12 protein-coding genes are annotated in these 14633 nt (G+C 64.3%); all 12 read right to left on the reverse strand.

Going from position 1 to position 14633, the window contains the following annotated elements:
• Positions 1-18: 18 nt before the first annotated feature.
• The 12 genes from FFS30_RS03935 to FFS30_RS03980 all read right to left on the reverse strand — a co-directional run bounded on the left by FFS30_RS03935 (position 19) and on the right by FFS30_RS03980 (position 14630).
• Positions 19-1560 carry a putative Ig domain-containing protein gene (locus FFS30_RS03935; RefSeq protein WP_137911791.1) on the reverse strand — a complete coding sequence of 514 codons (1542 nt, stop codon included), beginning with the start codon at positions 1558-1560 and terminating at the stop codon, positions 19-21.
• A complete protein-coding gene (locus FFS30_RS03940) occupies positions 1557-7394 on the reverse strand; it encodes a phage tail length tape measure family protein (protein ID WP_137911792.1) in 5838 nt (1945 codons plus the stop codon). The genes FFS30_RS03935 and FFS30_RS03940 overlap by 4 nt, the downstream gene beginning before the upstream one ends.
• On the reverse strand, positions 7394-7702 hold the full coding sequence (locus FFS30_RS23735; RefSeq protein WP_171014399.1) for a DUF1799 domain-containing protein: 309 nt from the start codon (positions 7700-7702) through the stop codon (positions 7394-7396). Before FFS30_RS23735 ends, FFS30_RS03940 begins: the two co-directional genes overlap by 1 nt.
• 56 nt (positions 7703-7758) lie before the next feature.
• The gene (locus FFS30_RS23740) at positions 7759-8103 is read right to left on the reverse strand and encodes a hypothetical protein (protein WP_171014400.1); all 345 of its coding nucleotides are present in this window, start codon (positions 8101-8103) and stop codon (positions 7759-7761) included.
• A gap of 74 nt (positions 8104-8177) precedes the next feature.
• Entirely contained in the window at positions 8178-9104 is a 927-nt protein-coding gene (locus FFS30_RS03950; protein ID WP_137911794.1) for a phage tail tube protein, read from the reverse strand.
• 12 nt (positions 9105-9116) lie between these two features.
• Positions 9117-9341: a hypothetical protein gene (locus tag FFS30_RS03955; RefSeq protein ID WP_137911795.1), complete on the reverse strand. Its 225-nt coding sequence runs from the start codon at positions 9339-9341 to the stop codon at positions 9117-9119.
• Positions 9338-9820, reverse strand: coding sequence for a hypothetical protein (locus FFS30_RS03960; RefSeq protein WP_137911796.1), 483 nt, complete (start codon positions 9818-9820; stop codon positions 9338-9340). Before FFS30_RS03960 ends, FFS30_RS03955 begins: the two co-directional genes overlap by 4 nt.
• The gene (locus FFS30_RS03965; protein ID WP_137911797.1) at positions 9817-10332 is read right to left on the reverse strand and encodes a hypothetical protein; all 516 of its coding nucleotides are present in this window, start codon (positions 10330-10332) and stop codon (positions 9817-9819) included. Before FFS30_RS03965 ends, FFS30_RS03960 begins: the two co-directional genes overlap by 4 nt.
• Positions 10329-11018, reverse strand: coding sequence for a hypothetical protein (locus FFS30_RS03970; RefSeq protein WP_137911798.1), 690 nt, complete (start codon positions 11016-11018; stop codon positions 10329-10331). The genes FFS30_RS03965 and FFS30_RS03970 overlap by 4 nt, the downstream gene beginning before the upstream one ends.
• 13 nt (positions 11019-11031) lie before the next feature.
• Entirely contained in the window at positions 11032-13335 is a 2304-nt protein-coding gene (locus FFS30_RS03975; protein ID WP_137911799.1) for a hypothetical protein, read from the reverse strand.
• On the reverse strand, positions 13335-13499 hold the full coding sequence (locus tag FFS30_RS23745) for a hypothetical protein (protein WP_171014401.1): 165 nt from the start codon (positions 13497-13499) through the stop codon (positions 13335-13337). Before FFS30_RS23745 ends, FFS30_RS03975 begins: the two co-directional genes overlap by 1 nt.
• A 264-nt stretch (positions 13500-13763) precedes the next feature.
• Positions 13764-14630 (reverse strand): hypothetical protein, encoded by an 867-nt coding sequence (locus tag FFS30_RS03980; protein ID WP_137911800.1) that lies wholly within the window; start codon positions 14628-14630, stop codon positions 13764-13766.
• Between the last annotated feature and the right edge of the window lie 3 nt (positions 14631-14633).

Below are 14633 nucleotides of genomic sequence, written 5' to 3' on the forward strand. Positions count from 1 at the left end.
GAATGGCGTATCGACGGCTCATGAGTAGTGGTCCGCAGAGATGTCCGTTCTTTCCGACGCCGTAACGACGCGCGAAAGAAGGATGGCGCTATACATCCGGCCCTTGAAGTCCACCCCCGCCAAGCTGGGGTAGTAGCCGACATTCAGCGCGTTGTTTGTGATGCTGGCGGGACCGGCAACCGTGCCGCTGTAGCCGGACGTGCTGTCCGTATAGATCGCGAGATTGTTGCCGCTCTTGGTGGCGATGATCGCGTAGGAGCCCGCCGCTATTGAGGCGCCCCCGATGCCGTGTCCCGAACCTTGCTCGAATACCGCGAAGCCTCCCATGACGCTGTCGCCATTGCCAATCGCAAAGCAGCCGGCAAACGCGTTCGCGCCGTACAGCAATGGTGTTTCGTTGACAGTAGGACCGCCGAGCGTGCACACCGCGACGATCGACTTGCTCGCATTTCCGGCGAGAGTGATCGGTACGGCCACCGTGCCATGAGCCGCGCCTCCACTCGGGAACTGCGCGTAGTACACCGCGCGGGTCGAATCGTATTGCAGAGTCGGAGCCGCTCCGGTGAAGACGCAGAGACTTCCAGAGACGCGATCTCTGATCGAATAGATCGACTGTCCGACGGTGGTAACCGGCATTGTTCCCGCGCCGTTCTGAAACATCGTCGCGAGGTCTTGGAAGTCGAGCACGACTCCGGTTTCATTTGAGGCAAACAAGGGCGCGTAGTACGGAACGCGGATCGACATAGGCACGTCGACGTGCTGACCGTCGTTGGACGTATAGCGAAGCGTGAAGCTGTAGGTGCCAATGACCAGGCAAATGCCGCTCGCAACGCAAGACGAGCCCGATATGACGAACGCAATGCCCGGCGGTAATGTGCCGGACAAAACGGAGACGCTATAGGGCGATGCACCGCCGGAAAGAACTTGCGAGCCGACGACCGAGCTTGTCGTGATGCCATAGGCAAAGGAGCCGGAGACAGCGAGCGGGGCGTAGGCAATCGCGATCGTTTCGGTGCGCGTGGCAACCGTTCCTGCGCTGTCCGTCGCGGCGACGACATAGGAATACGCGCCTCCCGTTGTCGGCGCACCAGTGAGTAACCCGCCGCTGGAAAGCGACAGCCCAGGCGGCAGCGCGCCGGACTGGATGGAGAAGGTCACCGCACCGGCACCGCCGCTCGTCGCGTAGCTAAACGAGTACGGTGTAGCGACGGTGCCATTCGGGGCTGAGTTGGTAACGATGAGCGGCAGCGCAACGACGGAAATGACGAAGGTCTGCTCCAGCTCGTAGTCCCATTCCGAGTCGCGCACATAGAGGGCAAGCGTCACGACGTCGGTGACCAGCGGCGACGCCGCAGTAACCGTGCCCGTGGCCTCGTCGAATGCCCAGCCCGCGGGCAGAACGGAACGTAGCTCGAACGCATAGGGCGGGGTTCCGCCGTAGATGTTGAATCGGTGCGAATACGCGGTGCCGACATACGCCTGCGGCGGCGGATTGAGGACCGTAATCCCGCGCACGATCGTCATGCGCAACACGAGGCGCGGCGGAATGATGACCGTCATCGCTGGACCACCACGTTAGGCGAGGTGCGGTCGCTGGGCTGGCTGCGCGATTTATCCACCGCGCCGCGCAGGGTGCGCTCCATGTCTTTGAACGCGTCGAGCAATTTGGCTTGGCCGTCGTCGTTGCTGCTCGCGCCGCTCGCTACCACTTTGATCAGGTCGATCATTGCGTTGACGAGCGTCTGCGTCTGTTGCGCCTGGCCGTCGATCAACTTCTGCTGCAGCTCTTCCATGCGCGGCAAAGCTACCGGCAACGGCACCGGCAGCTCGCGCGACGTGCGCGAGTCGTTGATCTGGCCGATCGAGTCGCGCAGAGCGTCCTGGTTCGCCGTTGCGATGCGCGCAAGCTCCAGCGTCACGGTGCTGGCAATGGTGCTCGGCATCGCCTCGTAGGTCGCGCCCAGGCGCTTCGCGCCCGCGTCGGCCGAGCTGTCGAGCGACGGGCCTTTCACCTCGATCGGCGTCGGCTTGTTCTTGTCGACCGCGACCGGCTCGTTGTTCATGTTGTAGCTGCGCTGGATCGCCGCGACGATGCGATCGACTTCCTTGGAGAGCACAGACGAGAGGTCGGCGAGCGAGTACGTCTGCGACTGCAACGACTTCAAGAAATCCTCGACCGACTTGCCCTGCAAGCCCAGATCGCGGCTGAGATCGGTGAGCGAGAAGCCCAGGCGCTTAGCGACGTCGGTGAAGTTCTCGCCGCTGAAACCGGCGAGGTCGGCGACGTTCTGCGCGAGCTGCTGGGCGAGCTGGCTGCGCTGCAGATCCGTCAGCTGCGTACCGCCGACCGACGAGCCGGCGCCGGCATCGGCCGAGTTGTCGGCCTTCGGGCGCACCATGCCCGTGATCTGATTGAACGCGTCCGTATAGTCCGCGCCCGTCGCCATGAGCTTGCGCGCGAGCTCCAGCGCCGTGCGCGCGGTGCCTTCGTCGCCGGTCTGCGCGAGCTGCTTGAGTGCCTCGTCGTACTGCTGCTGCGTATTGAGCGGGCTCAACGACGAATCGAGCAGCATCGAGTTTCGGAAGGCGTCGACGGCTTGCTGAATCGACTGCAGGCCCTGCGCGACCGACTGCAAGCCCGCGCCGGCCGCGCTCGCCGTGCGGCCGAGATCGCCGCTGCCGTAGAGCTGGCTGACGAGGTCTTTGGCACCGAGCTCCAGCGTGTGCGCGGCGACGGCGGCCTTCGCGGCGGCGAGCTGGTGCGCGAGCGCGAGATCCTGCTCGCGCGCCGCTTGCATGCCCGCGGCGCGCGCGGCGGCGTTGAGCTTGTCGATGTTGTCGTTTAGCTGCGATGCAATGTCGCGCAGCTGCTGCTGGAACGCGCTGGCAGGATGCAGCGTGTCCAACAGCTCGGCGCCGAGACCGGCCGCAACGCTCGCATAGTCCTGATACGCCTTCTTCTGCGCTTCCGCCGCGGCCTTGCGCGCCGCGTCGGCCTGCATCGCCGCATACAAGTGCGCGGCGGCCAGGTCCGCCTCGGACGCGCTCTGCATGTTCGCTGCGCGCGCCGCGGCATTGAGCTGGTCGATCGTGTCCTTCTCGGCCTGCGCGATGCCGTCGAGCGCCTTCTGCAGATCCGTCGCCGGCGTGTTGAGCTCGTCGATGCCCTTGCGGATCTGGCTGACCAGGTTCGCGTAGTTGTCCTGCGCGGCCTTCTGGGCTTTGGCAATTGCCTCGGGTCGATATGCTTCGGCGAGCGCGAGCTGGTCGACCGTCGCGCCGGCTGCTTTGAGCTTCTCGATCGCCTGGTCGAACGTCGCATTGATGTTCGCGAGCGTCTGCGTCCAAGTGCCCGCAAGCGGATCGCCCGCGGGATTGAGCGAAACGAGCACGCTGCGAATCGTCTCGGCGTTCTGCTTGAGCTGGTCGCTGTAGGCTTTCTCGGCGCTCGTCGCCTGGGCAAGAAAGTTCGCCGCGTTGAGCCAGGTTGCGAGCTGCTCGGGCGTCAGCTTCGGCAGCGCCGCCTCAAACTTCGCGCGGAAGTCCGATAGGGAAATCGACGGGTCGAGACCGAGCCCCGTCAGCGCACCGTCCGACTGCTTGCGGTATGCCGCAGCCTGCGCCTTGGCGAGCTCGCTTGCCGAATAGAACGCCGACTGGAAACCGTCGAGCAACGTCTTGAACTTGTCCACGCCGCCAGCGGCCGTGGCCGCGGCATCGGCGAAGCGGACGAAGTCAGCGCCGGTCTTGTCGATCGACACGCCGATGATGTCGAGCGCCGAGCGGAACGTCTGCGTTTCCGACTGCAGGCGCGTGTACGCATCGATCAGCGTCTCGCCGGATGCGGCGAGCTGTGAGACGACGGCATTGATCTGCGTCAGCGACGTCGATTCGCCGAGCAGGCTCATGCCGTGCTTCACATCGACCTGCGCCTGCAGCAGCATCTTTGCCGCCTCGGACAGCTGGTCCGCATTCTTGCGGTACTGCTCGGCGATGCCCGAGGCTTCCTTCGTGCCGAGCGCGGCGTCGATCTGCGCGAACACGTTCTCGGCCTGCATGCGCTTGGCGAACGCGTCGATCGATTCCTTGTAGGTCTTGCCGAGGACGGTCGAGATCTGCTCGGTGACCTTGCCGTCCTTATCGAACTTCTGGCTGAACGCGCCGGTGACCGTGTCGGCGATCGTGTTGCCGAGCACAGCCGAGGCCGACTCGCGGACCTGCTTCATCGCCGCAGTGAACTGGTCGAGCCACTGCTTCTGCTCGTCCGTCGTGTCGGTGCCGACCCATTTGTACGTGTTGCCGCCGAAGAGGGCTTTCTTCTTTTTCTCTTCGTACTCGTTCTGGAAACTCGCGCCGGCCGCGGTGACCGAGAGATTCGAGCGCGAGTTGCCGGTCGGGTTCCAACCCGTGCCGAACAGGTTGCCGCCCGAAATCTTGTCGAGCACCATCGCGCCGAGCGCGACCCAGCCTGCGACCGGAATGGCCGAGAACGCGCCCGACACACCGGCAGCGAAGCCGGTGCCCGCAGCGAGCGACGACAGACCCGCGCCCAGCGCGTACGTGCCCAGCCCATAACTCAGGCCGCCGCCGATCTTGCCGAACGCACCGTCCGCGTTCTGCGCGCGATTGATGCCGGCATACGCACCGCCGAGCGCGCCGAGGATCTGCTGGAACGCGCTCGAATAGCCGCCGAACTGCGGGCCGAACGTCTGCCCGGCGACGGGCGGCCCGACGAAGTTGGCCGACGCCGGGTTGAACGCGCTGCCGCCCCAGAGCGACGAGAAGCCGCTGAACAGGCTCTTGCCGAGGCCGAACCATTGCGTCGGCGAGAAGAGGTCACCGAGCCCCTGCAGGCCGTTGCCGCCGACGTTGCCGAGCGTGTACGCGCCACCGCCCGGAATCGCGCCGCTCGCGGCCAACGCCGAGCCTGTTTGCACCAGTGCCGGCGTACTGCCGAGCAGCGATGCGCCGCCGCCGAGATAGCCGTAGTTCGCGCCGTTGAAGCCGAACGACTGCATGATCGGGCCGAGCATGCGCATCTGCAGCGACGATGCGATGATCTGCGCGAACATGTTCTTGAAGCCGCTGACCACGCTGCCCCAAAAATCCTTGAAGCTGCGGATCTGGCCCGTGAGCAGCTGGCCTACGGCGGAGAACGCGTTGCTGAAACCGCCTGCGATGGTATGTTCGACTTCCTGCGCGCCCTGGCGCATGTAGTCCATCGCGCGCGTGTAGTCGTATGCCGCCGCGGCTGCGTCACGAACCTTGCGCGCGCCTTCCTCGGTGTGTGGGTTGAGACCTTCGAGGGTGAGCTTTGCCTTGATCTGGGCGTCAGCAACGCGGTCCCATTTGTCGATCTGCTCGTTAAGAGCTTTGTTGACCGCGTATTCCCGATCGGTCAACGAAGCGAGCGCTTTATCGTCCTCCACCTTTTGGAGAAAGCTGCCGACGACGTCCGCCTGCTTCTCGATATGAGCCGTCGTCTCCTGCAACTGCTGGCCCGCGTCCGCCGCCGCATCGGAAATCTTCTTGAACAGCGCTGCGTACTTCTCGTTGCTGATCAGCCCGAGCGCCTTCTTTGCTTCGAGCGAGTCCATCGCAAGACCGAGTTTGTCGATCTGCGCGTCGTACGCATTGAGAGCCTGGCCGAGCTGGCCTTTGTAGCCGTTTGCCAATTTGTCGGCGACGGCGACGCCGTCGTCGATCGTCTGATTCAGCGTGCCGAGCGCTTCTTCCGCGCGGCGTTCGTCTGCAGCAACGCCTTTGAACGCCCCGCTGGCTTCGAGAATCTTGGTTTTGAGCTTGTCCCAGCCCGGCCCGACCGGAACGTCAGCGACGGGGCCATCGAAGCGAACGCCCTCCGGCAGCTTGCCGCCGCCGATGTAGATCTTGTACAGATCGGCCGCGGCCTTGTTGATCTTCTCCTGCGCCGCTGCCGTTTTGTCGAACGTCGCATTGAGCTTGTCGAAGTCGGCGCGCGCCTTGATCGCCGCGTCCTGCTCTTGCTGGTGGATGCCGGCGAGCGCAGCGGATTGGTCTTCTGCAGCCTGGCCCGTCTTGTGTAACGAGGCATAGAGTTTCGCCTCGGCGTCGATTGCCGACTGCAGGTCCGCCTTGCGGGCATTGATAAAGCTGTCAGGCGCGTAGCCAATTTTCCCCGCCAAAATTTCTTCGAGGAAATTGCTCGCTTCGTTGACCTTGGACCGAGCAGCTTTGAGTTGCTCGTCGGGACTCTTGGTACGGCCGATGTCGAGGATCGCGTCCCACGCGCCTTTCGCCGCGGAGGTAACCCCTTTCCAGGCGCGCTCGACGGTGCCGAGGTTGTCCTCCATCGTCTTTGCGCGCCGACCGAACTCTTCGGCGAGCGCCTTCTCGGCAATCGCCGCGGCCTGCTGGGTGTCGCCGTTCTTCTCGGCCGCGGCGATCTGGTCGTAGATCGACAGCGTCAGGAAGTGGTACTGATCATTGAGCGCGATCGACGCTTTGACCGGATCGTCCGCGAGCTTCTTGAACGTGTCGACGGCCTTCTCGACGCTCGTGCCGGTGACCGTCGCAAAATCCACGACGCCCTTGCCGACGAGCGCGAGCTGCGAGCCGGTGAACTTGCCCGATGCGACGAGCAGATCGAGCGCCTGGCGCGTCTCGCTGATCTTGCCCGTCTGCGCGCCGACCGTCGTGCCGAGTTGCTGCACCTGGGCAACGGTGACGCCGGCATAGTTGCCGGTCGAGATGATGGCCTTGTTGAGTCGCGACTGCTCGACTTCGAGCGATACGAACGCGGCAATCGCGATGGCCGCGATCCCTGCGATCAGCCCGATCGGACCGAGTAGCAACTGGAAGCCGGTCGTGAGTAGGCCCGTCTGCCGCGCGAGCGTGATCAGCGATTTCTCGAACGCGGCAAAGTTGCCGCGCGCAAGCTCGCCGATGAGAACGCCGATCTCGCGCTGCGCGCCGGCCGACTGGATGCCGAGATGGCTGACCGCGCCGGCCGCGCCGTTGGCACCCTTCGCCGTCTTGCCGAGCTGCTTTTCCAGTGCGGCCTGCTGCGAATTCAGCGCCTTCGACCCGGTCGTGAACTCGGCCTGGCTGATCAATCCATTCTTCAGCGCCGAGGCATATGCCTCCCGGCGCGCGGCGACGTCGGCAAGTGATTTGGCCTCGCTACCCAGCATCGACTGCACGTTGCGCGTCTGCGACATAAAGGCCGCGGCGCTTGCGCCCATCTTGTCGAAGCCCGCCGCGGTCTGCTCGCCCGCGGCCTTGCCGGCCGCTCCGACCGAGTCAATTCCCGACTTGAAGGTGCGTAGCTCGTCGGTGCCGGAGCGCAGCGTCGCCGACAAGCCGCTGCCATCGCCACTGATCCTTAGCCGCAGTTCTTGATCGATGCCGGCCATCAGCCGCAGTCCTCGTTGAGAATCGGCGCGGCGGCGTTCGCCATGAGGCGAACGCTATCGAGCACGAACGCGCGGTCGGCAACGGGGATGCGCATCAAGCGGCACACGGATTCGATCTCGCGCGAGCTGATGTCTTGGAAGTACGGTTTACTCATCCCGATGTGCACGGTCCACTCGCAGCGCTCAAAGACCTGCGCGGCAGGCCAGTTCTCGGGCCAGACCAGGCCCGGCTCAGCGAGCTGGGCGGCCTCTTCGATTTCGAGGGCAATGGCTTCTTCGGAATAACCCTTCTCGCGCAGATCGGACACGACGTCGTCGATGTCCGATCCGGGGCCGCCGCGTGCCCACCATTTCGCGGCGTCGATCAGTTTTTTGCGTAGGCTTCCAGGCCGATCGATTTCAGCCAGGCTCTGACGATGGCGCCTTGCACGCCGAGCTCTTCGAGCAGCTTTAGGCGATTGTCTTCGTTGACTTCGAGCGTTTCGCCATCGACGTCCAAGACGTCCTTCCAACCGATGAACACGGCGTCGCAAATTGCCCTATCCCTCACAACTTCGGGGCTGCCGACCCTCAGCAGGTCCTCGGCAGCGCTTTGCGAGACGACGTTGAACTCGGCGCTGAAAGTGAACTTGCGCACCCGGCCTTCGTCGTTTTGCAAATCGACGGTGACGGGGAAAAAACGGGTCTTCTTGTTGCTGAGCTTTAACATGGATCAAGTCCTCTATTGGGAGCGTGGGAAACCTCTCCCTGCGGGGGCGCGGGACTTGCCGTTGACGCGGTGGATCAGGTGAAGACGAGCGTCATCTCGTCGTCTTTCGACGTGTACTTGATGTCCAGGCCGCACTCGATCGTGGCGCGGCCTTTGTCGTCGCCGTAGTTCGGCTTGAGGATCTGCGCGTGCGGCGCGTTGAGCGTGATGATGCCGCCCGCGGTCTTGCCGTGAACGAACGACATCAAGTCATCGGCATCCAGCCGAGCCGCCATGAAGTAGTTTTTCTCCGTCAGGGTCGGCGCCTTCAAGCTGACGTTGCCCTTGCAGGAGCGGCCCATGATTTCGACGGACTGCTCGCCGGGATTGTCGAAGAACTGCACATCGCCGCCGTAGTCGAAGCCGAAGCTCTTGTAGACCGAATCGAGACCGTGCAGCCTGATCTTCGGCGTGTACGCGTAGGCGATCGGCCGCGGCGTCGTGAAGCCAGTGAAGTCGGGAATCAGACTGGCCGCAGTCACCGGATCGACCCAGCAGCCCGTCCACTTGAAATTGAAGTACGGAATGCCTTGGCTGTCGGCCTTGATCGACCACGTACCGCGCACGCCGCGCGCCGGATGGCGCTGCCCGTCGAGCTCGATGTAGGTGGTGAGCGAGTCGGTGCTGTCGCTTGCCGGCGCGTAGGTCACGCTCGTACCGGCGACAATCGTCTCGGACATGCCGCACGCCTTGAAGAGCCGGCCATATGCCGGAGGCGTGCCCGCGACTCCCGAGCCTGCCATCTCAACGTCGATCTCGACGGTCACATGTTCGCCGACGTGAATCGTGCCCGCATTGCCGAATCCGGTGCCGTCGAGATCACGCTGAACCTCGGTAGCCTCGAACGGCGTCAGCTTGGCGCCTTTCGTGCGAATTGCATCGGTCGCCGCCAGGGCGACAGCCGTGCCGTAGACGCTCTCCAGCGCGGCGAAGAAAGCAATTTTCTTGGTACGCAAAGTCATAGTCGTTTACTCCTAACGCTTGCGCGTTTTCGTGGTCTTGGCGTCGTCGGATTGCTCGTCGACAGGTGAGTCGGTCGACGACGCCGGTGCCGGCTCGTCGCTTGCGCCGTTGCTGTCTTCCGCGATCGACGGCGGCTCGATCGGTGCGGTAGGCGGATCGTGGCGGACGAAAGTGCCGTCTTTCTCGTAGACGAACGTGCCGCCGAGGCTGCGGTCAGGGATCTTGGGTGAGGTCATGGGCTGCGGTCCAAAAAACGTACGGTGAGAAGTTCAAGGCGCGCCGAATGACACAGCACGCCGCCGAACATGACGGGGCCGGCGTCAATGAGCTGGATGCCCGAGACGCCGTCGATGTTTGTGGGGTCACTGCACTGGTCGACGAGACCGCCGAGCGATTCGTCGGGCACGAACGCATCGCGCACCCCTTCGATCAGGTCGTCGAATACGAGCTCGGTTTCAGCGGCATCGGATAGCGACATGTATCCGCGAATGCGCCACGTGCACACCTCGACCGAACTGGCCTGGCGATTGCCGCTCTCGCTCGTCGCAAGGCGACGCACGTACCAGCCCCGCAGATTGCCGTGCGCAGGCGAGTAGTAGAACTTCTTGAGCGTCGCCTCGTCTTTCGCGTAGCGCTCAAACTTCTGAACGACGCCAATGTCGGGAATCGCGCTCATGCGCGCGACGATGGCCTCGCGGATCTCGCGGATACTCACAAAGCACCCCCGGCAAGATCGCGTGCAATCGCCACCATCGCCGCATCGAAGACCTGCTGCCGATAGGCGGCACGCGCCGCGAACGTCGTCTGCCAGACGGGCTGCGCTTTGGTGCCACGCTTCGCAATCGCCCCGCGGATCGCAAAGGCGACGCTGCGCGCGCTTTCGTCGAGCAAGCCCATCTTGCCCTTCACCCAATCGATCAGCGGTTGGATCGGCGCGAAATGCGGCTTGGTGCCAAGCTCGACGTAAACCGCGTAGTCAACCTGCGAGTAGGTGATACCGATGACGGCGTCGTCGAGCGCTTGCTCTTCGCTCGTCACGCTGCCGGCAAGGCCAGCCGCACCAGCTGCGCCGCGCGGCAGGTTCTGTTTCAGATGCGCGACCTGGTCCGCGTCGACGGCGGTCATTGCCTGCATGAGGCGCGTGCGCGTGATGTCCGGCGCGCGCTCCCAGAAATCGGCCAGCTGCGCGAAATCGCCCGCGTCGAGATTGATGTTGACGCCGCTCATTGCGCGGGCCAATTGCGAACAGGATGGAACAGCCGCGGGAAGCCCAGCGCGGTCGTGCGCGTCGGGTTCGCATCGACGCTGGCCGGTTTCGTGCGCGGCGACGGCGCGACGCCAACGAGGCGCACATACTCGGCGAGCAGGTCCTTGGCACGATTGCGGAAGCGTTCGGTCTTGCCGATGTGGTCGACGGCGTCGGCGCTGATGGACGTCTCTGCCTCGGTCGCGTAGTGCGCGCTGAGCTGACCGCACAGATCCGACGCAGCGAGACACGCGACCGCACGCCGGAACTTCGGCGGAATCGTGTCCTGGGTGTCGTCGAGGATGTGCGGCGCCGTATGCGTCAGACGCAGGGGCTCGCCGATCGTCGGTTGAAAGCCGAGCTGCAGCTTCAAGCCGCTCGGCGTCTGATAGAGCTGCGCGGCATCGCTGTCGAGCATGGCCGGAGGGAACTGGTCGACCGGATACTCGATGCTCTGCAGCTCGCTCTCGCCTTCGACCCACGTCGTCGGCAGATCCACGCGCGTCGTGCCCGCACCGGGCACGTCCACGACGATCGTCCGCGGCGCATCGACGGAGTAACGCCGCACGGCGTCGTCGATGGCATTGGCGCGCGTCGGAGAAGCGATGACCTGGTCCTTGTCGCGGACCAGGTCATCGACCAACGCTTGGATGCTGACGAGGGTCATCGGCGCAGGTTCGTTAAGCGACCTTCGCGCCGTAGAAGCCGCGGTAGTCGATCACGGCGCCACTGTAGATGTGGCGAATCTTGTACTTGATCTGATCGTTCGAGAACAGCGAGCCCTGCGTCGGCAGATCCTGGACGAAGAGCTCGGGTTCTTGGCGACCGCCGTAGAAGCCGAGCTCCAAGAGCGGCAGCGCGCTCTTGTCCGCCGTCGCAAACCAGTCATTCGTGTCCGTCCAGTAGTCGACGACGTGTACCTTGGGCTTACGGCTCTGTACGAACGTTTCGTCCAGGTTCGTGCCGCGCACGAACATGTTGAACGCGGTTTCTTCGAGCTCGGCCGGGACAGCCAGGTGACGCAACGTCAGCCCGAGCTTCTTGTTGCTCGACAGCTCGCCCTGCTTCTTGATCGCGAGGCGTGCCGCGGCGAAGCTCGTGTTGTCGAGCGCGGCGGTGCCGAGGTTGCCGTGCGTGGCATGCACCAGCGAGACACCGTCGTAGATCGTTCCGTTCTGCGCGAGGAAGTCGAAGACGAACTCGTACAGCGTGCGGGCCGCGGCGACGCCAAGCTTCTGCGGAATGCGCCGAATGACGCCGACGTCGTCGTTCGCGATCGTTTCGAGCGTGATCGTCTCGGTGCCACCGCGCTTGGTGACGGCGTAGACCGCTTTCTCGTCGCCCGGCGAAGTCAGAGGGTTGTACGGGCCGCTTTCAGCGACGGCCGGCAGATTGCCGTAGCCGCCGAGGCGCACGCGCTGCTGCTGCCGAAAGTCGTTGACCGGCACGACGTCAGCGAGCCAATCCCAGTCCTGCCAATCCTCGGCGCCGTTGTACTCGCGCACCATCGCACGCGTGATCGAATCGCCCAGCGCACTGCTGAAGGTGGACGCATTGATCGCTTCGCGGAAATTCTGCTCGCCCACGGCCTCGCGCATGCGCCGCTGATCGCAGTTGTCGAGCAAGCCGGTGACGCGCAGGTCGCCGGTGAAATCGATGTATGCCTCGCGGAAGCTGGTCGCCGGCTTGTCGCGGTCGAAGAAGTCGTTGAAGCGCTGTTGCACCTTGTCGGCATAGTCCTCGCCGGCTTCGATGCGCGCGGCGCCCAGGCCTCGCACTTGCGCGCCTTCAACCAAACGCCCGAGCAACGTGCGTTCGCCCTCGATGGCGGCGGTCACATCGGCGTCGGTGAAACTGGCCGCTTCGGCGAAGCGCGCGGTGAGACGCTCCTGCAGCGGAACCGGCAGGCGCGAGCCCGCGATCGAAACACGTGCGTTCGCGCGCGCCTCGACCATGCGGATACGCGCCTCGACGTCGGCCGCCGTGACCGGCGCGGCGGATTCCGCGCCGGTCGGGCTGGTCGTCGTCGAGGTATCGGTGTGAGTGCCGGCGCCGACCGCTTCGCGATAGGCAGTCAGTACTTCGTTGTCGGTGGCGTTGGCGAGGGAGTCGGCGCGCTTGGCGTCGCGCTGACGGATCTGATCAAGCATCTGCTGACGCAGCATGTCGTTCTCCTGATGGACGGATTCGGTGAAACGGATGATTTGCCCGCCCGCGCCGGGCTCGATGATCAGGTCGACGCTATCGACCCTCTTGAGCGCGACGGCTTCGCGGAGCTTGCCGCGGCGCTTCTCGGTGCCGGCCGCGTCGATCGACAGGCCGAAAAGATCGGTCATGCCGCGAGTGACGGCCTCGCGCAGCTGGGCGGCGACGTCGCTGGATTCGAGGACGTCGAGCACCGCCTGGATCTCGCCGCCGTTCGCTTCGACGAAGCGCGGCTCGCTGAGCTTGCCAACGAGATTGCGGAAGTCCTTCGCGTTCGGATCGCCTTTCACGTGCGCGTTGTCGTTCTTGGCGAACACGCGCACGCCGTTGAACAGCGGCACGGCTTCGCGCAGTACCGCGGCGGGGTAGTCCACGCCGTTCAACGAAGTGCCCGAACGGATCACGCGGACGAGATAACGAGGCGGAGCGGAAGCATCCGCGGCGGCGATAGCTTCGATGAAAACACCGGAACTTCTCGCCGCCGCTTCTGCCACCCGCGCCCCCGCAGGTACGAGCGTCTCGACGACTTCAACGGCAGCGCCGAGCGCCACCTGGTTGTCGTCGGAGATCGTGTAGGTGAACTGGTACAGGCGTCCGTTGCGCTGTACGACGACGCGGTCGGGATAGACCGCCTCGACGCACACCCAGTCGTTTTCGCTTAGGCCGTAGTTGCGCTGCAAAGCCGCACGGAGCAGGTCGGTTATCTGACCAAATTCCGTTGCCGCCGCTTCACGCAGCGCAGCCTCGCCAACGATGCCAGCAGCGGGGACGCGCTTCATCACGCGCCCTTCTTCTTCGGCTTGGTGTCTTTCCAGACTCGCTTGCTGTCCTGCAGAACCTGGATGATGTTGTCGCCATCCTCGCGCTCGGAGAGCACGACGACTTTGCCGACCGGCTTGTACGGCTTGTCGGCGGTTTCGGTTTCGGGGGTTTCGTTCGGCACGGGGTTCGCTCCTCAATCGGGATATCGATTGGTCGGAGCGCATCATCCGCATCGCGCGGGCGAAGGTCTTTTAGCCGAGGCTAAAAACAAAACCCCGCGCGCGGCGGGGTTGCTTGAAGACTAACACGAGTGCCGCTCGCACAGCTGAGTCCGCGTTCTGGCTCGCGGCAAGCTCGGTTGGCTCGCGAGCGACACGCTGCAAGAATGCAACAGCAACGCATCGCCGGCTTCCGCAATTCGCTGCGCCGTCCTGTAAGAAATCTTCTACTTCCCGGCGAAGCCTCCGCTGACAATCTCGCCGCCGCGCACGACAGTGCCGGCTTTGATCAAGTGCGTCAGCGGCTGCGAAAAGAGCTCGTCGGGCGGCGGCGGAACCGCGATCATCATGCAGCCGCAATTGACCGAGTTGTACGCGCTCGCATTCGGGTCGCGCGGATAGCGCAGCTGCTCCACCTCGCCGGTGCGCAGATCCACGATCGAGAACGGCTGATCGACGGGGATCGGTTCTTTCGCAGTCTGCTGAGCGCAGAGGACATGGCCGGGCCGCGGATGTTTCTTGCCGCTATGTATCCACGACTTCTTTAGCCCTGGTACCAGGCGCAGCTGCTGCAGCATCGTTTCGTACTGCGCGACAGAGTAAACGCGGCCGATCTCGGTGTAGGCGATCGTCATCGCGCGCCCGCGCGGTACGCCGCCGAGCAGGCGCTGGATCTCGGTAATCGTGCTGCTCTTATCGTGCACACCGAGCAGGTGCTGCGTCAGCGCAGTATTGATGCGCCTGACGGTCTCTCGCGAGACGTCGCCGATCTTGCGCGTCATGAAGTGCTCGGTCGCGAGCAGCGTCTGCGGATTGATGCGACCGGCGAAAACGATGCCGCTCTGCTTACCGACGCTCTCGATGCCGCCTTTCCAGACGGCGTCGGCACTCGTCACCATCGCCTTCAATACCGCCGTGCGATAGATCTCCATGACGCGCGCCACTTCAGCCTGCTGCGCGGCCAAACGCCGCGCCGCGTCCTTGCTGGTCGCATTGCGCAGCGCGACCGTGATCGCGGCTCGCGCAATGGCGAGCTGCCGCAGGATTTCTTCGAGCAGCGCACGGCGGATCGCCGGCAGCGGCTGGACGGCCACGGT

The sequence above is a fragment of the Rudaea sp. 3F27F6 genome (assembly GCF_005503555.1).
In the GTDB taxonomy this organism is placed as follows: Bacteria; Pseudomonadota; Gammaproteobacteria; order Xanthomonadales; family Rhodanobacteraceae; genus Rudaea.

Bases quoted from the DNA above. Each gene is read 5' to 3' on its own strand.
- FFS30_RS23740 (WP_171014400.1), bottom strand. From the start codon at position 8,103: ATGTTAAAGCTCAGCAACAAGAAGACCCGTTTTTTCCCCGTCACCGTC.
- FFS30_RS03965 (WP_137911797.1), bottom strand. From the start codon at position 10,332: ATGAGCGGCGTCAACATCAATCTCGACGCGGGCGATTTCGCGCAGCTG.
- FFS30_RS03950 (WP_137911794.1), bottom strand. From the start codon at position 9,104: ATGACTTTGCGTACCAAGAAAATTGCTTTCTTCGCCGCGCTGGAGAGC.
- FFS30_RS03970 (WP_137911798.1), bottom strand. From the start codon at position 11,018: ATGACCCTCGTCAGCATCCAAGCGTTGGTCGATGACCTGGTCCGCGAC.
- FFS30_RS03975 (WP_137911799.1), bottom strand. From the start codon at position 13,335: ATGAAGCGCGTCCCCGCTGCTGGCATCGTTGGCGAGGCTGCGCTGCGT.
- FFS30_RS03935 (WP_137911791.1), bottom strand. From the start codon at position 1,560: ATGACGGTCATCATTCCGCCGCGCCTCGTGTTGCGCATGACGATCGTG.
- FFS30_RS03940 (WP_137911792.1), bottom strand. From the start codon at position 7,394: ATGGCCGGCATCGATCAAGAACTGCGGCTAAGGATCAGTGGCGATGGC.
- FFS30_RS03955 (WP_137911795.1), bottom strand. From the start codon at position 9,341: ATGACCTCACCCAAGATCCCTGACCGCAGCCTCGGCGGCACGTTCGTC.